This window comes from Pseudomonas sp. 39004 (assembly GCF_028682155.1).
Taxonomy (GTDB): Bacteria; Pseudomonadota; Gammaproteobacteria; order Pseudomonadales; family Pseudomonadaceae; genus Aquipseudomonas; species Aquipseudomonas capeferrum.
Window position 1 is genome coordinate 22913 of record NZ_JANIAG010000012.1, and the last position, 24672, is coordinate 47584.

The 24672-nt window shown below is 64.7% G+C and carries 24 protein-coding genes and 1 other RNA gene; 13 read left to right on the forward strand and 12 right to left on the reverse strand.

The features are described from left to right. Window positions 1–18 precede the first annotated feature (18 nt). Window positions 19–423 (forward strand): flagellar basal body-associated protein FliL, encoded by a 405-nt coding sequence (locus NP534_RS03820; RefSeq protein WP_033702186.1) that lies wholly within the window; start codon window positions 19–21, stop codon window positions 421–423. On the opposite strand, the gene NP534_RS03825 is transcribed toward NP534_RS03820, so the two are convergent. The 4 genes from NP534_RS03825 to NP534_RS03840 form a co-directional block, all read right to left on the reverse strand. Then, window positions 424–1536 carry an ABC transporter permease gene (locus tag NP534_RS03825; protein WP_274097820.1) on the reverse strand — a complete coding sequence of 371 codons (1113 nt, stop codon included), beginning with the start codon at window positions 1534–1536 and terminating at the stop codon, window positions 424–426. A 1-nt stretch (window position 1537) separates the two neighbouring features. After that, the gene (rbbA, locus tag NP534_RS03830) at window positions 1538–4258 is read right to left on the reverse strand and encodes a ribosome-associated ATPase/putative transporter RbbA (RefSeq protein ID WP_274097821.1); all 2721 of its coding nucleotides are present in this window, start codon (window positions 4256–4258) and stop codon (window positions 1538–1540) included. Beyond that, window positions 4255–5214, reverse strand: coding sequence for an HlyD family secretion protein (locus NP534_RS03835; protein ID WP_033702180.1), 960 nt, complete (start codon window positions 5212–5214; stop codon window positions 4255–4257). The genes rbbA and NP534_RS03835 overlap by 4 nt, the downstream gene beginning before the upstream one ends. A gap of 94 nt (window positions 5215–5308) precedes the next feature. Then, complete coding sequence (locus tag NP534_RS03840; RefSeq protein WP_033702178.1) at window positions 5309–5758, reverse strand: EVE domain-containing protein; 450 nt, start codon at window positions 5756–5758, stop codon at window positions 5309–5311. Window positions 5759–5936: 178 nt separating this feature from the next. Here NP534_RS03840 and NP534_RS03845 point away from each other — a divergent pair, with 178 nt between their 5' ends. Beyond that, complete coding sequence (locus tag NP534_RS03845) at window positions 5937–6089, forward strand: hypothetical protein (protein ID WP_167334468.1); 153 nt, start codon at window positions 5937–5939, stop codon at window positions 6087–6089. A 19-nt stretch (window positions 6090–6108) separates the two neighbouring features. Here the strand turns inward: NP534_RS03845 and NP534_RS03850 are convergent, their stop codons facing one another. From NP534_RS03850 to NP534_RS03865, 4 genes are all read right to left on the reverse strand, one after another. Further along, a complete protein-coding gene (locus NP534_RS03850) occupies window positions 6109–6717 on the reverse strand; it encodes a 5-formyltetrahydrofolate cyclo-ligase (RefSeq protein WP_274097822.1) in 609 nt (202 codons plus the stop codon). 69 nt (window positions 6718–6786) lie between these two features. Then, a non-coding RNA gene (gene ssrS, locus NP534_RS03855) (6S RNA) lies at window positions 6787–6966 on the reverse strand. Window positions 6967–6983: 17 nt separating this feature from the next. Next, the gene (locus NP534_RS03860; protein WP_033702174.1) at window positions 6984–7304 is read right to left on the reverse strand and encodes a cell division protein ZapA; all 321 of its coding nucleotides are present in this window, start codon (window positions 7302–7304) and stop codon (window positions 6984–6986) included. After that, entirely contained in the window at window positions 7301–7483 is a 183-nt protein-coding gene (locus tag NP534_RS03865) for a TIGR02449 family protein (RefSeq protein WP_033693939.1), read from the reverse strand. The genes NP534_RS03860 and NP534_RS03865 overlap by 4 nt, the downstream gene beginning before the upstream one ends. Window positions 7484–7664: 181 nt before the next feature. Between NP534_RS03865 and NP534_RS03870 the strand changes: the two genes are divergently transcribed. The 10 genes from NP534_RS03870 to gcvP all read left to right on the forward strand — a co-directional run bounded on the left by NP534_RS03870 (window position 7665) and on the right by gcvP (window position 20025). Continuing rightward, window positions 7665–8219 carry a YecA/YgfB family protein gene (locus tag NP534_RS03870; protein WP_274097823.1) on the forward strand — a complete coding sequence of 185 codons (555 nt, stop codon included), beginning with the start codon at window positions 7665–7667 and terminating at the stop codon, window positions 8217–8219. A 21-nt stretch (window positions 8220–8240) separates the two neighbouring features. Beyond that, window positions 8241–9575: a Xaa-Pro aminopeptidase gene (gene pepP, locus NP534_RS03875; RefSeq protein ID WP_274097824.1), complete on the forward strand. Its 1335-nt coding sequence runs from the start codon at window positions 8241–8243 to the stop codon at window positions 9573–9575. Then, a complete protein-coding gene (ubiH, locus tag NP534_RS03880; RefSeq protein WP_274097825.1) occupies window positions 9572–10771 on the forward strand; it encodes a 2-octaprenyl-6-methoxyphenyl hydroxylase in 1200 nt (399 codons plus the stop codon). Before pepP ends, ubiH begins: the two co-directional genes overlap by 4 nt. Further along, on the forward strand, window positions 10768–11250 hold the full coding sequence (locus tag NP534_RS03885) for a DUF4442 domain-containing protein (protein WP_033702166.1): 483 nt from the start codon (window positions 10768–10770) through the stop codon (window positions 11248–11250). The genes ubiH and NP534_RS03885 overlap by 4 nt, the downstream gene beginning before the upstream one ends. Window positions 11251–11259: 9 nt before the next feature. Continuing rightward, window positions 11260–12477, forward strand: coding sequence for a 2-octaprenyl-3-methyl-6-methoxy-1,4-benzoquinol hydroxylase (locus NP534_RS03890; RefSeq protein WP_274097835.1), 1218 nt, complete (start codon window positions 11260–11262; stop codon window positions 12475–12477). Between the two features lie 114 nt (window positions 12478–12591). Continuing rightward, window positions 12592–13593 carry an extracellular solute-binding protein gene (locus NP534_RS03895; protein WP_274097826.1) on the forward strand — a complete coding sequence of 334 codons (1002 nt, stop codon included), beginning with the start codon at window positions 12592–12594 and terminating at the stop codon, window positions 13591–13593. A 163-nt stretch (window positions 13594–13756) separates the two neighbouring features. Beyond that, entirely contained in the window at window positions 13757–15379 is a 1623-nt protein-coding gene (locus NP534_RS03900; protein ID WP_274097827.1) for an ABC transporter permease, read from the forward strand. A 123-nt stretch (window positions 15380–15502) separates the two neighbouring features. Further along, window positions 15503–16585: a glycine cleavage system aminomethyltransferase GcvT gene (gcvT, locus tag NP534_RS03905; RefSeq protein ID WP_186657665.1), complete on the forward strand. Its 1083-nt coding sequence runs from the start codon at window positions 15503–15505 to the stop codon at window positions 16583–16585. A gap of 51 nt (window positions 16586–16636) precedes the next feature. Then, window positions 16637–17020, forward strand: coding sequence for a glycine cleavage system protein GcvH (gene gcvH / locus NP534_RS03910; protein ID WP_156309953.1), 384 nt, complete (start codon window positions 16637–16639; stop codon window positions 17018–17020). Between the two features lie 131 nt (window positions 17021–17151). After that, window positions 17152–20025 (forward strand): aminomethyl-transferring glycine dehydrogenase, encoded by a 2874-nt coding sequence (gene gcvP, locus NP534_RS03915; RefSeq protein ID WP_274097828.1) that lies wholly within the window; start codon window positions 17152–17154, stop codon window positions 20023–20025. Between the two features lie 28 nt (window positions 20026–20053). Here gcvP and NP534_RS03920 read toward each other — a convergent pair whose 3' ends face one another. The 3 genes from NP534_RS03920 to NP534_RS03930 form a co-directional block, all read right to left on the reverse strand. Then, window positions 20054–20368 (reverse strand): DUF2388 domain-containing protein, encoded by a 315-nt coding sequence (locus NP534_RS03920; protein ID WP_274097829.1) that lies wholly within the window; start codon window positions 20366–20368, stop codon window positions 20054–20056. Window positions 20369–20456: 88 nt separating this feature from the next. Continuing rightward, window positions 20457–22142, reverse strand: coding sequence for a GspE/PulE family protein (locus tag NP534_RS03925; RefSeq protein WP_274097830.1), 1686 nt, complete (start codon window positions 22140–22142; stop codon window positions 20457–20459). Window positions 22143–22251: 109 nt separating this feature from the next. Next, window positions 22252–22557 (reverse strand): hypothetical protein, encoded by a 306-nt coding sequence (locus NP534_RS03930; protein ID WP_258714235.1) that lies wholly within the window; start codon window positions 22555–22557, stop codon window positions 22252–22254. 126 nt (window positions 22558–22683) lie between these two features. On the opposite strand from NP534_RS03930, the gene NP534_RS03935 reads away from it, so the two are divergent. Continuing rightward, complete coding sequence (locus NP534_RS03935; protein WP_033702147.1) at window positions 22684–23154, forward strand: Lrp/AsnC family transcriptional regulator; 471 nt, start codon at window positions 22684–22686, stop codon at window positions 23152–23154. 114 nt (window positions 23155–23268) lie between these two features. Here the strand turns inward: NP534_RS03935 and NP534_RS03940 are convergent, their stop codons facing one another. After that, window positions 23269–24645, reverse strand: a complete 1377-nt coding sequence (locus NP534_RS03940; RefSeq protein WP_274097831.1) for a CYTH domain-containing protein — start codon at window positions 24643–24645, stop codon at window positions 23269–23271. Between the last annotated feature and the right edge of the window lie 27 nt (window positions 24646–24672).

Consider the following 24672-nt stretch of genomic DNA (forward strand, 5'->3'; position numbering starts at 1 on the left):
GTATTGAGGAGCGAATTCGTGAAAGCGTGGATCTTGATGGTGCTGGCCCTGATGCTGCCAGTGGCGGCCATGGCCGAAGAGGCCAAGGAAGGGCAGCCAAAAGTCGCCTACATCACCCTGAGCCCACCCTTTGTCGGTAACTACGCGCTCGACGGTGGCCCCAAGCTGCGCGTCTACAAGGCTGATGTAGCCCTGCGCGTGACCGGTGACGAGGCCGCCAAGGCGGTGAAGCATCACGAGCCGCTGATCCGTAACCAGCTGGTGGCGCTGTTCACCCAGCAGACGGTAGACAAGATGAGCAACGTCGAGGCCAAGGAGCAACTGCGCCAGGAAGCCCTCAAGCAGGTGCAGCAGGTGATGGAAGCGGAAGAGGGCAAGCCGATTGTCGAAGACCTGCTGTTCAACAACCTGATCGTGCAGTGATCAAGAGGCCAGGCTGCGCCGAAAGCGCGCCAGTGCCACGCTGAAGAACACCAGGCCGATCACGGCCAGGGCCAGGATATCTGGCCATACCACGGCCAAGCCGGCGTCGCGGAACAGAATGGCGGCGCCGAGGCTGACGAAATGCGTCGACGGCGAGCCTTGCATCACCCATTGCAACCACTGCGGCATGCTGTCCAGCGGCGTGCTGCCGCCCGACAGCAACAGCATCGGAATGATCACCGGGATTGCCAGCAGGCCGAACTGAGGTGTCGAACGCGCCAGGGTGGCCAGAAAGATGCCCAGCGCGGTGCTGGCGAACAGGTACAGCGCCGTCACACCCAGAAACAGCCCCATGGAGCCGGACAACGGCACGCCCAGGGCGCCTTTGACCACCACGATCAGCGAGATCCAGGTGCAAAGCACCACCACCAGTGCGTTGCTGGCGATTTTCGCCAGCATGATTTCCAGCGCGGTCAACGGCAGCACCAGCAAGTGATCGAGCGTGCCGTGTTCGCGCTCACGCAACAACGCGGTGCCGGTGAGGATGATCGCCAGAATCGTGATGTTGTTGACGATCTGGATCACCGCCAGAAACCAGCCGCCCTCAAGGTTGGGGTTGAACAATGCCTTGGGGTTGATCAGCACCGGGCTCTGCGTGGTGGTGCGCTGGGTATAGTCGAGCAGCTCACGTTCGAAGATCCGGCCGATGTAGCCGGCGCCCATGAAGGCCTGGCTCATGGCTGTGGCGTCGACGTTGATCTGCAGCTCCGGCGAACGCCCGGCCAGCAGGTCGCTCTGGAAATTCACCGGCACATTGATCACGAAGGTGTACTGGCCACTGTCCATGGCCTGGTCCAGGTGGTCCGGAGGCAGAGGCACGGCAGGCTGGAACTCGGGCGGTTGCAGCGACTCGGTGAGTTTGCGCGAGAGCAGGCTGTGGTCTTCGTCGACCACGGCGACACTGGCGTTGTGCACGCCGATCACCGAGCCGGCCGCAGGCATGTAGATCGCCACGCTAAAGGCATAAAGCAGAAACAGCAGCAGCACGCTGTCATGGCGCAGGCTGGTGAGTTCTTTCAGGCCCAGGCGCAGGGTGTGGTTCAAGCGCGACATATCAGGCCTCCTGCTTCTTGAGCATGATCAGGCTCAGGCCGGTGAATACGGCAAAGAAACTCAGCAGGATCAGGCACTGCGGCCACAGCTCGCGCAGGCCCAGCGCTTTGGTGAAGGTGCCGACCGCGATGTCGAGGAAATACCCGGCCGGGAACAGCTGGCCCATCACCGCCGCAGCGCCGTCGAGCGACGAGCGCGGCACGATCAGCCCGGAAAACTGAATGGTCGGCAAGCTGGTGATGATCATGGTGCCCAGAATGGCCGCGATCTGGGTGCGGGTGAACGCCGAAATCAGCAAGCCCAGGCTGGTGGTGGCCAATAGGTAGGCCACGCCGCCACAGGCCAGGGCCAGTACGCTGCCCTTTAGCGGCACGGCGAACAGCCAGCGGTTCATCGCCACCAGCAACGCCAGGTTGACCAGGCTCACGGCCAGGTAGGGCAGCTGTTTGCCGAGCAGGAACTCCAGGCGGGTGAGGGGCGTGGCGTAGAAGTTGGTAATGGAGCCGAGCTCTTTCTCGCGGACAATGCCCAGGGCGGTGAGCATGGCTGGTATGAAGGCCAGGATCAGCGCCATCACCCCGGGGCCGATGGCATTCACGCTGACCACGTCCTGGTTGTAGCGAAAGCGTGTTTCCAGGCGAACCGGCTCCTGGCGCTGCACCGGTTGTGGGCTGTAGGCGGCAAGCTGTTCGAGGTTCGCCTGGTGCACGGCTTCTACGTAGTTACGGCTGGTTTCCGCACGAAATGGCATGCCGCCGTCCAGCCAGGCTGCCACGACCGGCTGGCGCCCGGCGTGCAGGTCGCGGCCAAAGCCCGGTGGGATCTCCAGCGCCAGTTTGATTTCGGAGCGCTGCAAGCGCTGGTGCATCTCGCGGGTATCCCGGATCGGCGCCTGTTCGGCGAAATAGCGCGACCCGCGAAAGGCCTCGAGGTAGGCGCGGCTCTGCGGGCTCTGATCCTGGTCGTGGACGGCGAAGGCGAGGTTCTCCACATCCAGCGAGATGCCATAGCCGAAGATCACCATCATGAACACGGCGCCGAGCAGGGCAAAGGCCAGGCGCACCCTGTCACGCAGCAGCTCCTTGCCCTCCCGGCTGGCCACCGCCAACAGGCGGCGCAGGCTGAAGCCTTGGCGCAACGGCGGCGTGGTCGCTGCCGCCTGCTCCAGTACCGCGTTGTCCGGGGCCTGGGGACCAGCCTCCTGGGCCAGTTCCAGGCAGCGGACGAAGGCGTCTTCCAGGGTGTTGCCGGCGTATTGGCGCTGCAGGGCGTCGGGCGTGTCGCAGGCCAGCACCCGGCCGGCGTGCATCAGCGAAATGCGGTCGCAGCGCTGGGCTTCGTTCATGAAGTGGGTGGAGAGGAAAATGGTCACGCCCTGCTCGCGGGACAATTCCACCAGCAGCCGCCAGAAGTCGTCCCGGGCGGCAGGGTCGACGCCAGAAGTCGGCTCGTCGAGGATCAGCACTTCAGGGCGATGCAGCACCGCGACCGCCAGCGACAGGCGCTGGCGCAGGCCAAGGGGCAGGGCGCCTGACGGCTGGTCGGCGAAGCTGCCCAAGTCGAAGCGTTCGATCAGTTCGCTGATGCGCTGCGCGCTTTCGGCCTTGGGCAGGTCGAACAGGCGGGCATGCAGCGTCAGGTTCTGACGGGTGCTGAGTTCGCCATACAGCGAGAAGCTCTGCGACATGAACCCCACCCGCTTGCGCGTGGCCAGGTCGCTGGCATCCACCGGGCGGCCGAGCAGGGTGGCGCTGCCCTCGGTGGCGGGCATCAGGCCGGTGAGCACTTTCATGGTGGTGGTCTTGCCGCAGCCGTTGGAACCCAGGAAGCCGAAAATTTCCCCACGACCAATGGCGAAGCTGACCTTGTTCACTGCGGTGAAAGCGCCAAAGCGCAGGGTCAGGTCGTGTGCCTCGATGGCAACCGGGCCGTCATTGGTCGGGCGTGGCGGGATGCTCAATGGTGCGTGTTGCGTGCTGCCTGCGCCCTGATAATGGGTAAAGGCGTCGTCCAGCTTGCCGCTGGGCGTGACCGCGGCCAGTGCCTGGCTGGGGCCTGCGGCAATCAGCTGGCCGCCATCGAGCATCAAGCAGTGCTCGAACTGCTCGGCCTCTTCCATGTAGGCGGTGGCCACCAGCAGCGTCAATTGCGGGCGTTGCGCACGTACCTGCTCGACCAGCTCCCAGAAGCGACGGCGCGACAGGGGGTCGACCCCGGTGGTGGGTTCGTCGAGGATCAGCAGGTCAGGCTCGTGGATCAACGCGCAGCACAGGCCCAGCTTCTGCTTCATGCCACCCGACAGCTTGCCGGCCGGGCGCTCGGCGAAACGTTGCAGGTCGGTGGCTTGCAGCAGGTTGGCCATGCGCTGGTCGCATTCATCACGGCCAAGGCCAAACAGGGTGGCGAAAAAGCGAATGTTCTCGCTGATCGACAGTTCGGGATACAGGTTGTTGCCCAGCCCTTGCGGCATGAACGCCACTTTTGGGTACAGCGCCGCGCGATGGCGGCGCTGACGGATCGAGCCGCCGAGCACCTGCAGCTCACCCTGTTGCAGGCGCTTAACGCCGGCGATCAGCCCGAGCAGGGTCGATTTGCCGGCCCCGTCGGGGCCAATCAGTGCACAGCGCGTGCCCGCAGGCAGGCTGAAGCCCAGCGTATGCAAGGCGACCAGGCCGCCGTAGCGGTGGCTGATACCCTCGGCCAGCAGTGCCGGCGCGTTCATTGCAGGTTGGCCGGCCAGTCCACATCAGCCGTGCGCACGTAGCCAGCACCCGGCATGCCCGGCTTGGCTTGAGGCACGGCGCTTGGGTCGATCAGGCGCAGTTTGACGCGAAACACCAGCTTCTGCCGTTCGTCACGGGTTTCGACCTGTTTCGGGGTGAACTGTGCCTTGGCCGCAACAAAGGCCACCTTCGCCGGCAAGGCCTGCTCTGGCAAGGCGTCAAGGACGATGCGTGCCTGATCGCCAACGGTCAGCCGACCGCTGGTGGAGGCCGGCAGATAGAGGTTCATGTACTGGTCGCTCGGGTCGATCAGCATCAGTACCCGACCACCAGCACCCAACACCTCACCCGGCTCGGCCAGGCGCAGCTGGATGATGCCGTCGATGGGCGCGCGCAGGCTGCTGTCGTCGATCTCGCTGGTGAGCTGCGCCACCTGGGCCTGCGCAGCGCCGATGGCGGCCTTGACTGCCGCCAGCTGGGCACGTGCCGCGACGACTGCTGCGTTGGCCGTGTCGAAGCGGGCCTGTTGCTGGTCGAGCAACTGCTGGCTGGCGTACTTGCGCTGGAAGATTTCGCGCACGCGCTTGAGCTCCTGGCCGGCCAGCAGCAGCTCACTTTGGCGCAGTTGCACACTGGCCTGGGCTGCCGCGTAGTTTTCCCGCGCGCGCAGCACTTCGGCCTCGGCCTGGTTGCGTTGGGCCTCCATGGTGCGGGTGTCGATACGGGCCAGCAGCTGGCCGCGGACAACCTTGTCGCCTTCGTCGACCCGCACTTCGGCCAAGCGCCCGGGGACCTTGCTGGCAATCTGCACTTCGGTCGCCTCGAGGCGGCCGTTGCCCATGCTCAAGCCTTCCGGCAATTGGTCGTGCAGCGACTTCCAGTAACCCAGCCCTGCAGCGGTCGCCAGTAAGGCGATCAACGCGGTGGCGAAGACCCTGGGGGCATATCGATTCATCAGTCAGCATCCTGCTCAATGCACGCCCCTATCGTGGCGTGTGGCTATCCATGGCGTGTTGATATCGGTCAAACCCCATGACCATAGCGCACCTTCAGCTCAGCGCGACAATCGCCGCCCATTGCTCGGGGGTCACCGGCATCACCGACAGGCGGCTGCCTTTCTGTACCAGCGGCAGTTCGGCAAGGGCAGCCTGTTGCTTGAGCCAGCCCAGCTCCAGCACCTTGGGCAGGGTCTGCACGTGCGCCACATCTACGGCGCTCCACGGGTTTTTCTCGGCCGTGGCCTTGGGGTCGTGATAGGGGCTCTCTGGGTCCAGTGCGGTTGGGTCCGGGTAGGCTGCCCGCGTGATCCGGGCGATGCCGGCAATGCCCGGCTGCGGGCAGCTGGAGTGGTAGAAGAAGAACGTGTCGCCCACGCTCATGGCCCGCAGGAAGTTGCGCGCCTGGTAATTGCGCACGCCGTCCCAGCGTGTTTCGCCCAGGCGGCCAAGGCCTTCGATCGAGAGCTCGTCGGGCTCGGATTTCATCAGCCAATAGGCCATGGATGCTGCTCCTGAAAAGGTTTGAAATAACCTGTTGCACGAAACCGACAGCCGGTTGGCGTCAATGTTTGCGTGTAGACGCAGGTTGTCGGAAAATGCGCCCCGTTTAAAGCGAGATGCGCTGGCGATACCCAGAAAATCGCCAAGCCGGAACAGTTTGCCTGGGGGGCAATCTTCGATGAATCAACGCAAAAAGCCGGATCTGCTGTGGATCCTGGTGTTCATTTTTGGCCTGGGTGTGGTCACTACCGGTTATGCGCAGGGGTTCTGGGAGCGCAAGCTGGATACCGCCTATCAGATGCCGGTCGACGCCAGCCAGCCGCCACGTTGATGCCCTTCGCTGGCGCCGCTCAGCTCGGCGCCAGGTACCAGTCGCAGTCCGATACCGTCCCCTGCAAGGGTACATCCCAGCTGGCCTGCGCCAGCCGCCCGACCTTCTGGCATTCATGCGCCAGCCCCAGCAGCAAGGGCTTTTTCCAGGTCTTGCGGCGCGCCTGATAGGCCAGGCTGCGGTCATAGAACCCCCCGCCCATGCCCAGGCGCCCACCCACTTCATCGAAGCCCACCAGCGGCAGCAGGATCAGGTCCAGGGACCAGATCGGGCGTTGGCGTTTGCGGTCGGTCAGTGGCTCTGGAATACGGAAGCGGTTGCGCTTGAGTTTTTCACCCTGCTCGAAACGCTGAAACACCATGCGCGTGCGCGGCCAGGCGTGCAGTACCGGCAGGTAGGTGCGCTTGCCGCGTCGCTGGGCTTCGCGCAGTAGCAGGTATGGGTCTATTTCGCCGTCGTTGGGCAAGTACAAGGCAATGTGCCGGGCGCGGCGGAACAGCGGGTCTTGCGCCAACTGGCGGTACAGGCCGAGGGCGGCCTGGCGCTGCTGGGCAGGCGTCAGTGCGCGGCGGGCATTGCGCAGCAGGCGACGGAGCTGGGGGCGGGTAGGCGGCGCGGTGTCGGTCATGGCACGGGCGTTCCCAGTTGTCGCTACTGGTGTGGAGTCTGCCCGCAGCAAATGCAGGCAAGAGAAATAAGGCTCCCCGATAGGACCGCTATCGGTGTAGCCCTTGAACCCGAAAGTTCAAGGTGGAGATTGCAGGGGGCGTTAAGGCTTTCCGTCGAGCGGACATGCACACCGGCCCCAGCGTGCAACCCCCGTGGTTGTGCGTATCGGCTCAGGGACATAACCGACTGGCGCATCCCCCAGGGAGTGGCGCCAGTATACCAATCTCAGCCGATTTTGGTATCCGTGTCGTCGGACAAAGCCTTATCGACCCGATCCAGCAGCTCGCGCACCTGTTCGCGGTTGGTGCCAGCGGCGGGTGCATCGGTACGCTCTTCCTGGCGGTGCAGCATCTCGTGGGTAATGTTCAACGCCGCCATCACCGCGATGCGGTCGGCACCAATCACCTTGCCGCTGCTGCGGATCTCGCGCATCTTGCCGTCCAGGTAGCGCGCTGCGCTGACCAGGTTGTTGCGCTCTTCCGGCGGGCAGATGATCGAGTATTCCTTGTCGAGGATCTGCACGGTGACGCTATTGCTTGAACTCATGAGTCTTGCTCCAGAGCCTTGAGGCGTAAAATCATCGACTCGACCTTGCGCCTTGCGATCTCGTTCTTTTCGATGAGGTGGGCGCGCTCTTCGCGCCAGGATTTTTCCTGAGCTACTAGGAGTGCATTTTGCCGTTTTAGTTGCTCGACACGTTCGATCAGCAACTCGAATCGGCTCATCAGCGCTTGCAGGTCGTTCTCTTGCGTGGGTTGCACTCGAATCGCTCCGTCGTTGAGTCACCTGGCGATGATGCCTCTCCCTGGCCCGCGACGGCCAGTGCCGATGGTCTTGGCGCGCCTGCCGGTGCTAGGATACAAGGTCTCCATTCTAGTCATTGCGCCGTCTGGCGCCTAGTTGCCCATGCCCAATACCCAATCGCCCTACATCGCCTTCGCCATGCTGCTTTCCAGCAATGGCCACCCTGTCACTCCTGCCGAGCTGCACGGCTTGCTGGTCGGGCGCAGTTGCGCCGGTGCCGGCTTCGATGCCGAGGCCTGGCTGGCCGACGCCGCCCAACTGCTGGAAAACGAACCCGGTGACACTGTCCGCAATGCCCTGATCGGCCTGCAGGAGATGGTCAAGGGTGAGCTGACCAGCGACGACATGGCCATCGTCCTGCTGCTGCCCACCGATGACGCCGCGCTGGCCGACCGCGCTGCGGCGCTGGGCCAGTGGTGCCAGGGCTTCATCACCGGCTTCGGCCTGAACGCAGGTGGCAAGGAGCTTTCCACCGAGGCCAAGGACGTGCTGCAGGACCTGGTTGCCATCTCCCAGGTGCAGGAAGCCCTCGAAGAGTCCGAAGACGGCGAGAGCGACTACATGGAAGTCATGGAATACCTGCGCGTAGCGCCGCTGCTGCTGTTCTCCGAGCTGGCCAAGCCGGCCGCACCCGCGTCCAAGCCATCGTTGCACTGATCAACCGGGGGTAGTCTGCCCATGAGCCACATTCCCAAGGCCGAGTATGCCCGTCGGCGCAAGGCGCTGATGGCGCAGATGGTCCCCAACAGCATCGCCATCCTGCCCGCCGCCGCAGTTGCCATTCGCAACCGCGACGTCGAGCACGTGTACCGCCAGGACAGCGACTTCCAGTACCTCAGCGGCTTCCCGGAGCCTGAGGCTGTCATCGCGCTTATCCCTGGCCGGGAACATGGCGAATACGTGCTGTTCTGCCGCGAGCGCAACCCCGAGCGCGAGCAATGGGAAGGGCTGCGCGCCGGCCAGGAAGGTGCGGTGCGTGATTTCGGCGCCGACGATGCCTTCCCGATCACCGACATCGACGAGATCCTGCCGGGCCTTATCGAAGGCCGGGAGCGGGTCTACAGCGCCATGGGCAGCAACCCCGAGTTCGACCGCCGGCTGATGGACTGGATCAACGTGATCCGCTCCAAGGCGCGCCTTGGTGCTCAGCCGCCGAACGAGTTCGTTGCGCTGGATCATCTGCTGCATGACATGCGCCTGTATAAATCGGCGGCGGAAGTGAAAGTGATGCGCGCTGCCGCAGAAATTTCCGCTCGTGCCCACGTGCGTGCCATGCAGGCATGCCGGGCCGGGCTGCACGAGTACAGCCTGGAAGCCGAGCTGGATTACGAGTTCCGCAAGGGCGGGGCGAAAATGCCGGCCTACGGCTCGATCGTCGCCGCCGGGCGCAATGGCTGCATCCTGCACTATCAGCAGAACGACGCCCCGCTCAAGGATGGCGACCTGGTGTTGATCGATGCGGGCTGCGAGATCGACTGCTATGCCAGCGATATCACCCGCACGTTCCCGGTCAGCGGGCGTTTCTCGCCCGAGCAGAAGGCCATCTACGAGCTGGTGCTCAAGGCCCAGGCTGCGGCCTTCGCCGAAATCGCCCCCGGCAAGCACTGGAACCACGCCCACGAGGCGACCGTGCAGGTCATCACCGAGGGCCTGGTGGCACTGGGGCTGCTCAAGGGCGATGTGCAGGGGCTGATCGAAAGCGAAGCCTACCGCGCCTTCTACATGCACCGCGCCGGGCACTGGCTGGGCATGGATGTGCACGATGTGGGCGAGTACAAGGTGGGCGGTCAGTGGCGCGTGCTGGAGCCCGGCATGGCGCTGACCGTCGAGCCGGGCATCTACATTGCCGCCGACAACCAGGCGGTGGCGAAGAAGTGGCGCGGCATCGGCATAAGGATCGAGGACGACGTGGTAGTGACCAGGCAAGGCTGTGAAATTCTGACCTCCGGCGTGCCGCGCACGGTCGCCGAGATCGAGGCGCTGATGCAGGCTGCGCGCAAGGACGCGGCATGAGTCGAGTAAACCTGGCGATCATCGGCGGCGGCCTGGTCGGCGCGAGCCTGGCCTTGGCCCTGCAAGCCGGGGCCAAGGCGCGCGGCTGGAAGATCCTGCTGATCGAGCCGTTCGCGCCTGGCGACAGCTTCCAGCCCAGCTACGATGCGCGCTCCTCGGCGCTGTCGTTTGGCACACAACAGATCTACCAGCACTTGGGGCTGTGGCAGGCCATCGGCCAACGCGCCGAACCGATCCGGCAGATTCAGGTATCCGACCGCGGCCGGTTCGGCGCCACGCGCCTGGATGCCGTCGAGGAGGGCGTGCCAGCGCTCGGCTACGTGGTCGAGAACGCCTGGCTTGGCCAGTGCCTGTGGCAGGGGCTGGACAGCGACGTGGTGAGCTGGCGTTGCCCCGCCGAGGTGCGGGCAATGCACGCCATCGAAGGCGGTTACCGCCTGCAGCTGGATGACGACACCAGCCTGGACTGCGACCTGGCGGTGCTGGCCGATGGCGGCCGCTCCGGCCTGCGTGAGCAACTGGGCATTCATGTGCGCCGCACGCCCTATGAGCAAAGCGCCTTGATCGCCAACATCACGCCTGGCGAGGCCCATCGCGGCCAGGCGTTCGAGCGCTTCACCGAGGCAGGCCCGATGGCGCTGCTGCCGTTGCCGGAAAACCGCTGTGCGTTGGTCTGGACCCGTCAGGGCATGGACGCGCAGCGGCTGGCCGAAATCGATGAGCGCAACTTCCTGCGCGAGCTGCAGGACGCCTTCGGCTATCGCCTCGGCGCATTGCGCCAGGTGGGGGCAAGGCATCTGTACCCGCTGGCATTGGTCGAAGCCGACGAGCAGGTACGCCCGCACCTGGTGGTGCTGGGCAACGCCGCGCACAGCCTGCACCCCATTGCCGGCCAGGGCTTCAACCTGTCGCTGCGTGACGTTCAGGCACTGGCCGAAGCGCTGTTGGCGGGCCCGCAGCAACCCGGAGACCTGGCTACCTTGCGCGTCTATCACCAGCGTCAGCGCCTGGATCAGGCCCTGACCATCGGCTTTTCCGACCAGGTTACGCGCCTGTTCGGCAGCAACCAGCCGTTGTTGGCCGCAGGGCGCAACATCGGCCTGCTCGGCCTCGACCTGTTGCCCCCGGCGAAAAGCTGGTTTGCCCGCCAGGCCATGGGCCTGGGTACGCGCCCCGACCCGCGAGGCCAGGCATGAGCAATCCGCGCAGGCTGGCGCGCCGGGCCCGTATGTTGCGCTGGTTGTTGAACCTCTACCCACCGTACCTGGGCGCCGGTATCCGTGTGCAGCACATCAGCCCGGACATGCGCAGCGTCAAGGTATGCATGAAGCTCACGCGCTGGAACCGCAATTACGTCGGTACCCAGTTCGGCGGCAGCCTCTACTCGATGGTCGATCCGTTCTACATGTTGCTGCTGATCGAGCAACTGGGGCGTGAATACATCGTCTGGGACAAGGCGGCGAGCATCGATTTCATCTCGCCGGGCAAAGGCCCGGTGTACGCCGAGTTCCACCTCGATGACGCCCTGCTGGACGAGATCCGCCAGCAGACCGCCACCGGCAAGAAGTGCCTGCCGCGTTTGCAGGTGGATATCCGCGACGCTGCCGGCGAGCTGGTGGCGCGGGTCGACAAAACCCTATACGTGCGGCTCAAGCCGCAAGCGAGGCAGGCGTAAGGCATGGAAATGCGCGCAGATCTGTTGATTGTCGGTGCCGGTATGGTCGGCAGCGCCCTGGCCTTGGCGTTGCGCCACAGTGGCCTGGACATTCTCCTGCTCGACGGCAGCCCGCTGTCGGTCAAACCCTACGATAACGAGGCCGCGTTCGAGCCGCGTGTCAGTGCCCTGTCGGCGGCCAGCCAGCGCATTCTCGAGCGCCTTGGCGCCTGGGACGGTATCGCCCGGCGGCGGGCCACGCCGTACACCGACATGCACGTGTGGGATGGCAGCGGCACGGGCCAGATCCACTTCTCGGCGGCCAGCGTGCACGCTCAGGTACTTGGCCACATTGTCGAGAACCGGGTGGTGCAGGATGGCCTGCTGGAGCGTCTGCATGACAGCGACATCGGCTTGCTGCCCAATGCGCGGCTGGAGCAACTGCGCCGCTCCGGTGACGAATGGCTGCTGACCCTGGCCGATGGCCGCCAGCTGCGTGCGCCGTTGGTGGTGGCGGCTGATGGCGCCAACTCGGCGGTGCGCCGCCTGACCGGTTGCGAAACCCGTGAGTGGGATTACCTGCATCACGCCATCGTCACCAGCGTGCGTTGCAGCGCGGGGCACCAGTCCACGGCCTGGCAGCGCTTCACCGACGACGGCCCGCTGGCGTTCCTGCCGCTGACACGCGATGGCCAGCAGGACTGGTGCTCGATTGTCTGGTCGACCACCCCGGAGCATGCCGAGCAGTTGATGGCGCTGGATGAGCCGGCCTTCCTCAAGGCCTTGGAGCGGGCCTTCGAGGGGCGCCTGGGTGAAGTCCTGCAGGCAGACCCGCGCGTCTGCGTGCCGCTGCGCCAGCGCCACGCCAAGCGCTATGTGGACGAGGGGCTGGCCTTGATTGGCGATGCCGCGCACACCATTCACCCGTTGGCTGGCCAGGGCGTCAACCTGGGCTTGCTCGACGCCGCTGTGCTGGCCGAGGTGCTGGTCAATGCCTGCGAGCGGGGCGAACGGCTGGCGGATGTGAAGGTGCTGAGCCGCTATGAGCGGCGGCGTATGCCGCACAACCTGGGGCTGATGGCGGCGATGGAGGGTTTCGAGCGGCTGTTCCAGGCCAACCCACTGCCGTTGCGCTGGCTGCGTAACAGCGGCTTGAAGCTGGTGGAGCAGATGCCGGAGGCCAAGGCGTTGTTCGTGCGCCAGGCATTGGGGTTGAGCGGGGACCTCCCGGCGTTGGCCAGGCCTTGAGCCTACGGGGCCGCCTTGCGGCCCCTGCAACATCCGGTAACGGCTCCAAGGGTGAGTGACAAAATGGGATTCACTACCATTTGCGCCTCTCATACGATCCGAGGAGCGCTTTCCATGTTGCCACGCAAGCCCCTATTGGCCGCCCTGGCCCTGACCCTGTTCGGCGGCACTGCCCAGGCAGCGGAGGAAGTGGTGGTGTACTCCTCGCGCATCGACGAGCTGATCAAGCCGGTGTTCGATGCCTACACCGCCAAGACCGGAGTCAAGATCAAGTTCATCACCGACAAGGAAGCCCCGTTGATGCAACGCATCAAGGCCGAGGGCGAGAACGGTGTGGCCGACCTGCTGCTGACCGTCGATGCCGGCAACCTCTGGCAGGCCGAGCAGATGGGCATCCTGCAGCCGATCAAGTCCGACATCATCGACCAGAACATCCCGGCGCAGTACCGTGCCTCGTCCCATGACTGGACCGGCCTGAGCCTGCGCGCCCGGACCATCATCTATGCCACCGACCGGGTCAAACCCGAGCAGTTGAGCACCTACGAAGCCCTGGCCGACAAGCAGTGGGAAGGCCGCCTGTGCCTGCGCACCGCGAAGAAGGTCTACAACCAGTCGCTGACCGCCACACTGATCGAGAACCACGGCGAGGCGAAGACCGAAGAGATCGTCAAAGGCTGGGTCAACAACCTGTCCACCGACGTGTTCTCCGATGACAACGCCGTGATCCAGGCCATCGAGGCCGGCCAGTGTGACGTGGGCGTGGTCAACACTTACTACTACGGGCGCCTGCACAAGCAGAACCCCGCGTTGCCGGTGAAGATCTTCTGGCCCAACCAGGGCGACCGTGGCGTACACGTGAACCTGTCGGGCATCGGCCTGACCAAGCATGCTCCGCACCCAGAGGCTGCGAAAAAACTGGTCGAGTGGATGACCGGCGAAGACGCGCAGAAGCTGTTCGCCGACATCAACCAGGAGTTCCCGGCCAACCCGAAGGTCAAGCCGTCCGAGGAGGTTGCGGCCTGGGGCAGCTTCAAGGCTGACAGCATTCCGGTCGAGATCGCGGGCAAGCGCCAGGCAGAAGCGATTCGGTTGATGGACCGGGCTGGCTGGAACTAAGCGCCAGGCTTTATCCTTGCGGGGCCTGCAAGGGCCCTTTCGCGGGGCAAGCCTGCTCCCACAGGGTTTCCACTGCCTTCAAGGTTTGTGTGATCCCTGTGGCAGCGGGCTTGCCCCGCGAACGACCGCAAACGGTCGCAAATCAGCCACAGAGACCGTCAACTTGCCCCACACCCCCCAACGCCGCTGGTACCTCCCGGTCGCCCTGATCGCTGCCCTGGTGCTCCTGCCCCTGAGCGTCCTGCTGCTGTCGTGGCAGTCGATCGACCAGCAGATCTGGTCGCACCTGCTCGACACCCAGATGAGCCGCCTGCTCGGCAACACCCTGACCCTGGTGCTGGGCGTAGGCATCGGCGTCACTGTCCTGGGTGTCAGCCTGGCCTGGCTCACCAGCCTCTGCGAGTTCCCCGGCCGACGCTGGCTGGACTGGGCGCTGATGCTACCGTTCGCCATCCCCGCCTACGTGCTGGCATTCGTCTTCGTCGGCCTGCTGGACTTTGCCGGCCCCGTGCAAAGCGCCCTGCGTGAAGCCTTCGGGCCGATGCGCCTGCCCCGGGTACGCTCCACGGGTGGGGTGGTCATCGTGTTGGTGCTGGTGTTCTACCCCTATGTCTACCTGCTCGCACGCACGGCCTTCCTGGCGCAGGGCCGGGGCCTGATGGAAGCGGCCCGGGTACTGGGGCTGTCGCCGCTGCAGGCGTTCTGGCGGGTGGCGTTGCCCATGGCGCGCCCGGCCATCGGTGCCGGTATCGCCCTGGCGTTGATGGAAACCCTGGCCGATTTCGGTGCAGTGGCAGTGTTCAATTTCGATACCTTCACCACGGCCATCTACAAGACCTGGTACGGCTTCTTCAGCCTGTCCAGCGCCGCGCAGTTGGCCAGCCTGCTGCTGTTGGCGGTGATGCTGGTGCTCTACGGTGAGCGCCGTGCGCGCGGCGCCAGCCGTACCGGCAACGAGCGGCCGCGTGGGCAAGCGCTCTATCACCTGCGCGGGGTCAAGGCGCTGCTGGCCAGCGGCTGGTGCCTGCTGGTGTTCGCCTGCGCCTTCGTCATACCGCTGCTGCAGTTGCTGGTGTGGTTCTGGCAGCGCGGGCGGCATGACCTGGACGATCGCTATGTCGGCCTGGTGCTGCACACCTTGTACCTGGGCGGCATGGCGGCATTGATCACGGTGAGCGTGGCGCTGTTGCTGGCATTTGCCCGACGCCAGGCGCCGACGGCTGGCATCCGCGCCGGGGTCGGCCTGGCCAACCTTGGTTATGCCTTGCCAGGTTCAGTGCTGGCGGTGTCGATCATGCTGGCCTTCAGTTACCTCGATAACCAACTGGTGGTGCCGCTCTCCACATGGCTGGGCGGCGCTGGCAAACCCTTGCTGCTGGGTAGCCTCTCGGCCTTGCTGCTGGCCTACCTGGTGCGCTTCATCGCCGTGGCCTACGGGCCGCTGGAGGGCAGCCTGGAGCGTATCCGGCCGTCGTTGCCGGAGGCGTCGCGAAGCCTGGGCGTCGGCGGCGTGGGATTGTTCTTCAGGGTGTATCTGCCGTTGTTGGTGCCCGGTGCACTGAGTGCGGCCCTGCTGGTATTCGTCGATGTGCTGAAGGAAATGCCGGCTACCTTGCTGATGCGTCCGTTCGGCTGGGACACCTTGGCGGTACGGGTGTTCGAAATGACCAGCGAGGGGGAGTGGGCGCGCGCCTCGCTGCCTGCCTTGACCCTGGTACTGGTGGGGCTGCTGCCGGTCATCGGGCTGATCCGCCGTTCGGCTCGGCGCCCCGGTCACAGACACTAAGGGTGCCAGCCTGCGTCCATGCGGCTACAATGCGCGGCATTCGCGCGGCGGGTCCTACAAGAAGAGCTGACGACCCAACGTCATCGACCGCCGCCGCTTCGCCACGCCCGGAAGGAGAAACCCATGGGACAGCGCACGCTTCTGTATGACCTGCACCTGGCGCTCGGCGCCAAGACGGTCGATTTTGGCGGCTGGGACATGCCCCTGCACTATGGCTCGCAAGTCGAGGAGCACCATCAGGTGCGCAGTGACTGCGGGGTCTTCGATGTCTCTCACATGACCGTCATCGACGTCACGGGCAGTGATGCCTTTGCCTGGTTGCAGCGTTTGCTGGCCAACGACGTCGCACGCCTCGCGGGTATTGGCAAGGCGCTGTACAGCCCACTGCTGAACGCGCAGGGGGGGGTTATCGACGACCTTATCGCCTACCGTACCGAAGGCGGCTATCGCCTGGTGACCAACGCCGCCACCCGCGAAAAGGTGCTTGGCTGGCTGCATGCGCAGCGTGCAGGCTTCGAGGTGGATGTTCAGGTTCGCCCGGACCTCGCCATTCTCGCCATCCAAGGCCCCCACGCCCGTGAAAAGGTGGCGGCCTTGCTGAGCCCCTCGCGCGCCGCGCTGATCCGCGAGCTGCGCCCGTTCGAAGGTATCGCCGAAGGCGACTGGTTCATTGCCCGTACCGGTTATACCGGTGAGGACGGCCTGGAGATCATCCTCCCAGGTGACCAGGCCGTGGCCTTCTTCAACGACCTGGTGGGGGCCGGCATCGCCCCCAGTGGCCTGGGCGCCCGCGATACCCTGCGTCTGGAAGCCGGTATGAACCTTTATGGCCAGGACATCGACGAAGCCCACACGCCGCTGACCTCCAACCTGGGCTGGAGCATCGCCTGGGAGCCGGCTGCGCGCGAATTCATCGGCCGCACTGGCCTGTTGGCGGAAATCGAGCAGGGGGTGAAGGAAAAACTGGTTGGCCTGGTGCTGGAAGAACGCGGCGTTCTGCGTGCCCATCAGGTGGTTCGTGTTACCGGTATTGGCGAAGGTGAGATCACCAGTGGTAGTTTCTCTCCTACGCTGAGCAAATCCATTGCCCTGGCGCGTGTACCCATGGCTACCGGCGACCGCGCCGAGGTCGAGATTCGCGGCAAGTGGTACCCGGTGCGGGTGGTCAAACCGACCTTCGTGCGCCACGGCAAAATCCTGATTTGAACAATTATTAACCGGCGGGCCGACCGCTGAGCCAATCGAGGAATTCAAGACATGAGCAATATCCCCGCCGATCTGCGTTTTGCCGAAAGCCACGAGTGGGCGCGCCTGGAAAGCGACGGCACAGTGACCGTTGGCATCAGCGACCATGCACAGGAAGCCCTGGGTGACGTCGTGTTTGTCGAACTGGCGGAAGTCGGCAAGGTGTTTGCCCAAGGCGATGCCGCAGGCGTGGTCGAATCGGTCAAGGCGGCTTCCGACATCTACGCCCCGATCGCTGGCGAAGTGATCGCGGTCAACGACGCGCTGGCAGACAACCCGGAGCTGCTGAACGAAGAACCTTATGGGGCGTGGATCTTCAAATTGAAGCCAAGCGACGCAGCTGAATTGGAAAAGCTGCTGGATGCTGCGGCTTATCAGGCTGCGATCGGCGAGTAACTGATCTGGCCGGGGGGGCGCAATGCGCCGCCCGGCCATGGTGCAGCAAAAGCAAGTTTCTCCGCACAATCGGCAATCCTTCCTAGACTTATAAGTCTCCATGAGGCCTGGTCTAGGAAGAGAGCGTCGTCATGTCCCAGTCGCCGTCCCTGCATCAACTGCAAGAGCTCAACCCTTTCCTGCGTCGCCACCTGGGCCCCGATGCCTCGGAGCAGCAGGCCATGCTCAGCGCGCTGGGTGTTGCCAGCCGCAGCGAGCTGATCGAGCAGACGGTCCCGCCAGGGATCCGCCTCAATCGCTCACTCGACCTGCCGCCGGCCCTGGATGAACAGGCCGCACTGGCCAAGCTCGCCGGTTACGCCGAACAGAATCAGGTCTGGACCAGCCTCATCGGCATGGGCTACCACGGCACCGTCACGCCAACCGTCATCCTGCGCAACGTGCTGGAAAACCCAGGCTGGTACACCGCCTATACGCCTTATCAGCCAGAAATCGCCCAAGGCCGGCTGGAAGCCCTGCTCAACTTTCAGCAGATGGTCATCGACCTGACCGGCCTGGCCCTGGCCAACGCCTCGCTGCTCGACGAAGCCACCGCCGCCGCCGAGGCGATGGCCTTGGCCAAGCGCGTGGCACGTAACAAGAGCAACGCCTTCTTCGCCGACGAGCACTGCCATCCGCAAACCCTCTCGGTACTGAAAACCCGCGCCGAGGGGTTCGGCTTCGAGCTGATCATCGACACTGTGGATAACCTGGCCAAGCACTCGGTATTCGGCGCTTTGCTGCAATACCCGGACACCCATGGCGAGGTGCGCGACCTGCGTCCGTTGATCGACCAGTTGCACAGCCAGCAAGCCTTGGCCTGCGTTGCCGCCGACCTGCTCAGCCTGGTGGTGCTGGCGCCGCCCGGTGAACTGGGCGCCGATGTGGTGCTGGGCTCGACCCAGCGCTTTGGCGTACCGATGGGCTACGGCGGGCCACACGCGGCCTATTTCGCCTGCCGTGACGACTTCAAGCGGGCCATGCCGGGGCGCATCATCGGTGTGTCACGCGATGCCCGTGGCAATACCGCGCTGCGCATGGCCCTGCAGACCCGCGAGCAGCACATCCGCCGTGAGAAGGCCAACTCCAACATCTGCACGGCCCAGGTACTGCTGGCCAATATCGCCGGCTTCTATGCCGTCTACCATGGCCCAGAGGGCTTGCAGCGCATCGCCCAGCGCGTGCATCGGCTGACCTTTATCCTGGCGGCCGGCCTTGAAGCCAAGGGCATCAAGCGGCTCAACCAGCATTTTTTCGACACCCTGACGCTGGAGGTGGGCGGCGCGCAGGCGGCGATCATCGAAAGTGCCGAGCACGCGCAGATCAACCTGCGCATCCTCGGGCGTGGGCACCTGGGCGTGAGCCTGGACGAAACCTGCAGCGAACAGACCGTGTTGCGCCTGTTCGATGTGTTCCTGGGGGTCGACCACGGCCTGGACATCGCGACGCTCGACCAACTGGCGCTGCCCGAAGGCATACCAGCGGGGCTGGTGCGGCGCACGCCGTTCCTCGCGCACCCGGTCTTCAACCTGCACCACAGTGAAACCGAGATGCTGCGCTACCTCAAGCAGCTGGAAAACAAGGACCTGGCGCTGAACCAGTCGATGATCCCGCTGGGCTCCTGCACCATGAAGCTCAACGCCACCAGCGAGATGATCCCCATCACCTGGCCCGCCTTCGCCCAGCTTCACCCGTTCGCGCCTGCTGCCCAGGCGGTCGGCTACAAAGCGATGATCGACGAGTTGGAAAGCTGGTTGTGCGCCATCACAGGCTTTGACGCCATTTGCATGCAGCCCAACTCCGGCGCCCAGGGCGAATACGCCGGTCTCATGGCCATCACCCGCTACCACCGCAGCCGCCATCAGCCGCAGCGTACGCTGTGCCTGATTCCGTCCTCCGCCCACGGCACCAACCCGGCCTCCGCGCAAATGGCCGGCATGGAGGTGGTGATCGTCGATTGCGACGAAGACGGCAACGTCGACCTCCCGGACCTCAAGGCCAAGGCCCAGGCGGCAGGGGATCGGTTGTCCTGCCTGATGGTCACTTACCCCTCGACCCATGGGGTGTACGAAGAGGGTATCCGCGAGATCTGCGACGTGGTGCACCAGCACGGTGGCCAGGTGTACATGGACGGTGCCAACCTCAATGCCCAGGTCGGCCTGGCACGGCCCGCAGACATCGGCGCCGACGTCTCGCACATGAACCTGCACAAGACCTTCTGCATCCCCCATGGCGGCGGCGGCCCCGGCATGGGCCCGATCGGCATCCGCGCCCACCTCAAGCCCTTTGTCGCCAGCCACCCGGTGGTGCCGGTACCCGGCCTGGACCCGAACAACAGCGCGGTCAGTGCCGCGCCCTGGGGCAGTGCGAGCATTCTGCCGATCAGCTGGATGTACATCGCCATGATGGGCCCGCAACTGGCCGATGCCAGCGAGGTGGCGATCCTCTCGGCCAACTACCTGGCCAGCCAGCTTGCCGGGGCGTTCCCGGTGCTCTACCGCGGGCGTAACCAGCGTGTGGCCCACGAATGCATCCTCGACCTGCGCCCACTCAAGGCCCAGACCGGCATCAGTGAGGAGGACGTGGCCAAACGTTTGATGGACTACGGCTTCCATGCCCCGACCATGTCATTCCCGGTACCGGGCACGCTGATGGTCGAGCCGACCGAGAGTGAATCAAAAGCCGAGCTGGACCGTTTCGTCGAGGCGATGCTGGCGATACGCGCAGAAATCGCCCAGGTGCAGGAGGGCAACTGGCCGGCAGAAGACAACCCGCTCAAACATGCGCCGCACACCCTGGCCGATGTGTTGGCACCGTGGAACAGGCCGTACAGCCTGGAGCAGGGCATCGCCCCCAGTGCTCACGTACGCCAGCACAAGTATTGGCCAGCGGTGAACCGGGTCGACAATGTGTATGGAGACAGGAACTTGTTCTGCGCGTGTGTGCCGGTGGAGGCTTATCGCTGAGTTTCGGGGGGCTTGGCCCCCCGAATATTTATTCGGCTACTGCGTTCTTGGCCAGGATGGCATTGGCCAGTTCCATGTCGCTGGCTTGCATGCCTGGGTTTTCGGCGCGCACCTGGCGCAGCGCAGACTCCAGGAACGGCCCACGAATGGCGCCTTCGCTGGCCACGAAGCTGCCAGCGTCTTCCTGCGCGGCCAGTACCAGCTTGTGATCCTTGGAGGTCAGGTAGGTCGACGCGGTGGTCGCACCGGAAGAAATCACGTTACGCCAGAAGGTATCGGCCATGGCGGAGCCCATTGGCAGCGAAAGCAAGGCAGCGGTCGCGATGGCGGTTTTGAGACGCATGTTGAAACACCTCGAAGGGTGAGGGTTGAAGATGCGCGGTTTGATCGTGGCAGAGGAGGCAAGTTCCTTGAATACAAGGGATTTTCGCTCAGGAGCAGGCCCGTAGCACTTCCTCTGCGCAGGTCAGCCCGCAGGCCACTTTTGCCTCACCGCAGCGGCGCAGATCCAGCAAGCCTTCTGTCAGTGCCTGGCGCCGCAAGTGCGCAAGGTCGGTGTGCGGGCCTATCTGCGCGCGCAAGTTTTCGCTGGGTATCAACAGCTCGAACAGGCCCGTGCGACCGTGAAACCCGGTACCACGACAGGTCCGGCAGGGCTGGCCGCTGGCCGCCGAGGCACAACCCTGGCAATCGCCGCAAAGGGTACGAATCAGCCGTTGCGCCATGACCCCGATCAGCGTTGCCTTGATCAGGTAGTCGGCTACGCCCAGCTCCTGCAGTCGGGTGATTGCAGCGCAGGCATCATTGGTGTGCAGGGTCGACAGCACCAAGTGCCCGGTGAGGGCTGCCTGAACGGCCACCAGGGCGGTTTCACGGTCGCGGATCTCGCCGATCATGATGATGTCCGGGTCCTGGCGCAGCATCGCCCGCACGCCGTTGGCGAAGCACAGGCCCAGGGCCGGCTGCACTTGCAACTGGTTGAACGCCGGTTCCAGCCGTTCGATCGGGTCTTCGATGGTGCACAGGTTGATTTGCGGGGTGGCCAGCAGTTTGAGGCTGGCGTAGAGCGTGCTGGTCTTACCGGAGCCGGTGGGCCCCGTTACCAGGATGATGCCTTGGCGGTGGCGCAGCAGCGCCCGCCATTGCTCCAGCTGCTGCCCTTCGAGGCCCAGGCGGTCGAAGCCTTCATGCAGTTGTTGCGGGTCGAACAGGCGCAACACCAGTTTTTCGCCAAACGGCGTCGGCAGGGTCGACAGGCGCAGCTCCACCTCGCCGCCGCCCGGCAGGCGGCTTTGCAGGCGACCGTCTTGTGGCCGGCGTTTCTCCGCTACATCCATACGCCCCAGGTGTTTGAGGCGGCTGACCAGCGCCAGGGTCACGCCTGCGGGAAAGGCGTAGACGGTGTGCAGCAGGCCGTCTATGCGGTACCGCAGTTGCCCCTGTTCGCGGCGGGGCTCCAGGTGGATATCGCTGGCGCGTTGTTCGAGGGCGTACTGCAGCAGCCAGTCGACGATGTGCACGATATGCGCATCGTCGGCATTGGCCTCGGCCTGGCGTTTGCCCAGTTCCAGCAGGTGTTCGAGCTCCCCCAGGCTGGCCGGCTGCTGGTGTTGCGCACCCTGTACCGACTGGGCCAGGCGCAAGAACGATTGCCCCAGCTGACGGATCTGCAACGGGCTTGCCAGCACCCGACGGATCGGCCTGCCGAGGCTGCGGGCCAGGTCTGCCTGCCAGTCATCCTGATAAGGCTGGGCGCTGGCCACGGTGACGCCCGAGGCGTCGGCGGCCACGACGAGGATGCCATGGCGCTGGGCGAACGCCGGGGAGATCAGCCCGCTGACCTGGGACATGTCCAGTTGCATCGGGTCGATGCGCACAAAGGGCTGGCCGACCTTATCGGCCAGCCACTGACAGAGGCGGTCGAGGTCCAGCGGCTGGCCGGGGTGCATGCGGTCTTCAAGACCAGGGGCGGCGATCAGCTCCAGTGGGTGGCAGGCCGGGCGTGCGGCGGCCTGCTCCAGCACCAGCAGGGTGTCGCTGGCGTCCAGGTGCTGCTCGGTCAGCAGAGCCTGGAGCAGGCGGTTGAGGTCGAGGGCTTGCTTGCCGGGGGTATGCATGTTGGCGTCCTTGCCAGGTGGGGAGTCCTGATGAAGGCTAGCCGGGTGCGGTGGGCTGTCTGCTGGCAAAGGGTTTCGGGATCTTGCGACATGAACAAAAGAAGCGGGCTCAGACCACCGCCAGCTCCACGCGCGCAAGGTTCGCCAGGCTCACCTCACCCACGCACACCAGGTTGCGCAATTTTTGCGCAATGACCTCGGCCCGGTGCCAGCTCAGCCCGCCAATGCCGATTTCGATATCGAGCCAGTCCTCCTGTTGGCTGACCTGCACGTGGTGCGGGGTCAGAAACTGCAAGGCAAACAGGTTGAGCACCCGGCACAGGCTGTCGGGCTCGGCTTCGGCTTGCAGGCGGTAGTGCACGGTGCTGTGGGCGTTGCTGGCGGCCCAGGCGTCGGTACGTGGCAGTGCGTTCATGCTGGTCTCCGCGAATGTGGGAGAAATTCTTGCACGTTGCGGCGGGAATTTTTTCGCTATGATTCCATCGATTTGCCGGTATGGCAGATCGTTCAATTCTGATTATCTGGTTTTAGGGGATTATTCATGCACAGCGAGCTGGACGCCTATGATCGGCGCATCCTCGAACTGCTTCAGGAGGACGCTTCGCTGTCCAGCGCACAGATCGCCGAGCGTGTCGGGCTGTCGCAATCGCCTTGCTGGCGGCGTATTCAGCGGCTGAAGGAGGAGGGGGTGATACGCGGGCAGGTGACCTTGCTCGACCGCAAGAAAATCGGCTTGAACACGCAGATCTTCGCCGAGGTGAAGCTGAACGCGCACGGGCGCTCGAATTTCACCGAGTTCACCGAGGCGATTCGGGGGTTCCCGGAGGTGCTGGAGTGTTATGTGCTGATGGGGTCGGTGGACTTCCTGCTGCGCATCGTTACCTCGGACATCGAGGCGTACGAGCGGTTCTTCTTTGAAAAACTGTCGAATGTGCCGGGGATTCAGGAGGTCAATTCGATTGTGGCGCTTTCGGAGATCAAGTCCACGACGAGCCTGCCACTGGGTCGCTGAGGTAGATTTTCGTGATTTTTGCAGGAGCGACCTTGCCGGGGCGACGGACCGGTCGGAAAGGGTCGCTGCGCGACCCGTTCGCGACGCAAGGCCGCTCCTACAGGGGCCGTGTCGTCAGGCTTTGAGCAGGTGCTTCCAGCCGCGGCTCTGATCAACGGCGCGGGCCTGTTCGATACGGGCTTCAAGCAGCTCGTCGGGCTCTTCCGACAGCGGCAGCTCGGCCAGCTCGTGCAGTTTTTTCAGGTCGCCGTACAGGCGGTCCATTTGCGGTGCTTCGAGCACCTGGCGGGCATGGTGCAGCCAGGCCAGCAACTGTTCGATGCGCGGCAGCTGTTCGGCCAGGTCTTCCGGGCGCTGGGTGTACAGCGGCAGCTTCAGCGCACGGCCTTCTTCGCCCAGCAGGTGGGCCATCCAGCTGGCCAGCTGCGCGTTGCCCTGGCGTTCGCCACGGCCTTTGCGCTCGGCGGTCCAGCCACGGGCCAGCAGCCAGCGCGAGGTTTCCAGGGAGAACTGACCCCAACGCACGTCTTCGAGCTCTTCGGCAAACTGCTCGGGCGCGGCGCGGCGGATGTCTTCGTCATCGTTACCGGCCTGCACCAGCGGGCGCCAGTCTTCGAGCAATGCGTCGAGGCTGCTGCGCAGGGCGCGGGTGGACGGGCGTGGCGCCGCCTGGCCCAGGCTGCTGGTCAGTGCGCGCAACTCGGCCAGGCACTCGACCCAGTCCTGCAACAGGCGCCAGTGGCCATTGTGGCGATATTGCTCGGCCAGGCGCTGGCTGCTGGCCAACAGCTGCCAGGCGAGGGCGGCGTAGGCATCGTCCACGGCCATTTCGGCGTCCAGCTCGGTGTGCGGCAGGCCCAGCTCATAGCTCTCGGGCTCCAGCAGGCGGTAGCCACGCTCGGCCTTGCTGATGTCGCAGGGCATCAACGGCAGGCTGGCGGCGAGCTCGGCGGCCAGCTCCAGCAGGGCTTCAGGCGCACCTTCGCGCAGCTCGAGCTCCAGCTCGCAGATTTCTTCCTTGCGCTTGCCGGCGATCACGAAGCCTTGGTCCAGAGCGGCCTCGATCACGACTTTGCTCTTGCCACGGCCCCAGGCAATTTCCGCGAATTCGCGGGTGAAGTCGGTGGTGAACAGCGGCTTGATGGTTTTCTTGTCGAGCGCGGCCAGCTGCTCGGGCCAGCAGGTGGCGTCGAGTTTTTTCAGGTCGAGCTTGACCTTGTCCAGGTGCCACTCGTACTCGTTGCGCTCGGACAGCCCGGCCACGCTTTGGCCACGGCACTTCAAGGTCTGGATGATCGCCTCGCCATCGCGGCGCAGGCGCAGGGCCACGCGGGCAGCGCAAAGGTCACGCTCCGGGGTGTCGAAGTACTGGTTGAGCAGTTCGCGGGTCTGCCAACCGGACTTGTTGCGCTTTTTCAGCAAGGGGTGCTCGCGCAGGGCGGCAAGGGTCTCGCGGCTGGCGCGGAGCTTGAGTTCGGTTTCTTTGTGCATCGCTGGCTCGAAGGAGGGGCTCGTTGG

Bases quoted from the DNA above. Each gene is read 5' to 3' on its own strand.
- NP534_RS03925 (WP_274097830.1), bottom strand. From the start codon at position 22,142: ATGCATACCCCCGGCAAGCAAGCCCTCGACCTCAACCGCCTGCTCCAG.
- pepP (WP_274097824.1), top strand. From the start codon at position 8,241: ATGAGCCACATTCCCAAGGCCGAGTATGCCCGTCGGCGCAAGGCGCTG.
- NP534_RS03840 (WP_033702178.1), bottom strand. From the start codon at position 5,758: ATGGCCTATTGGCTGATGAAATCCGAGCCCGACGAGCTCTCGATCGAA.
- NP534_RS03935 (WP_033702147.1), top strand. From the start codon at position 22,684: ATGCACAGCGAGCTGGACGCCTATGATCGGCGCATCCTCGAACTGCTT.
- NP534_RS03940 (WP_274097831.1), bottom strand. From the start codon at position 24,645: ATGCACAAAGAAACCGAACTCAAGCTCCGCGCCAGCCGCGAGACCCTT.
- rbbA (WP_274097821.1), bottom strand. From the start codon at position 4,258: ATGAACGCGCCGGCACTGCTGGCCGAGGGTATCAGCCACCGCTACGGC.
- NP534_RS03920 (WP_274097829.1), bottom strand. From the start codon at position 20,368: ATGCGTCTCAAAACCGCCATCGCGACCGCTGCCTTGCTTTCGCTGCCA.
- NP534_RS03895 (WP_274097826.1), top strand. From the start codon at position 12,592: ATGTTGCCACGCAAGCCCCTATTGGCCGCCCTGGCCCTGACCCTGTTC.
- NP534_RS03860 (WP_033702174.1), bottom strand. From the start codon at position 7,304: ATGAGTTCAAGCAATAGCGTCACCGTGCAGATCCTCGACAAGGAATAC.
- NP534_RS03870 (WP_274097823.1), top strand. From the start codon at position 7,665: ATGCCCAATACCCAATCGCCCTACATCGCCTTCGCCATGCTGCTTTCC.
- NP534_RS03865 (WP_033693939.1), bottom strand. From the start codon at position 7,483: ATGAGCCGATTCGAGTTGCTGATCGAACGTGTCGAGCAACTAAAACGG.
- NP534_RS03930 (WP_258714235.1), bottom strand. From the start codon at position 22,557: ATGAACGCACTGCCACGTACCGACGCCTGGGCCGCCAGCAACGCCCAC.
- ubiH (WP_274097825.1), top strand. From the start codon at position 9,572: ATGAGTCGAGTAAACCTGGCGATCATCGGCGGCGGCCTGGTCGGCGCG.
- gcvP (WP_274097828.1), top strand. From the start codon at position 17,152: ATGTCCCAGTCGCCGTCCCTGCATCAACTGCAAGAGCTCAACCCTTTC.
- NP534_RS03825 (WP_274097820.1), bottom strand. From the start codon at position 1,536: ATGTCGCGCTTGAACCACACCCTGCGCCTGGGCCTGAAAGAACTCACC.
- gcvT (WP_186657665.1), top strand. From the start codon at position 15,503: ATGGGACAGCGCACGCTTCTGTATGACCTGCACCTGGCGCTCGGCGCC.
- NP534_RS03885 (WP_033702166.1), top strand. From the start codon at position 10,768: ATGAGCAATCCGCGCAGGCTGGCGCGCCGGGCCCGTATGTTGCGCTGG.
- NP534_RS03890 (WP_274097835.1), top strand. From the start codon at position 11,260: ATGCGCGCAGATCTGTTGATTGTCGGTGCCGGTATGGTCGGCAGCGCC.
- NP534_RS03845 (WP_167334468.1), top strand. From the start codon at position 5,937: ATGAATCAACGCAAAAAGCCGGATCTGCTGTGGATCCTGGTGTTCATT.
- gcvH (WP_156309953.1), top strand. From the start codon at position 16,637: ATGAGCAATATCCCCGCCGATCTGCGTTTTGCCGAAAGCCACGAGTGG.
- NP534_RS03850 (WP_274097822.1), bottom strand. From the start codon at position 6,717: ATGACCGACACCGCGCCGCCTACCCGCCCCCAGCTCCGTCGCCTGCTG.
- NP534_RS03835 (WP_033702180.1), bottom strand. From the start codon at position 5,214: ATGAATCGATATGCCCCCAGGGTCTTCGCCACCGCGTTGATCGCCTTA.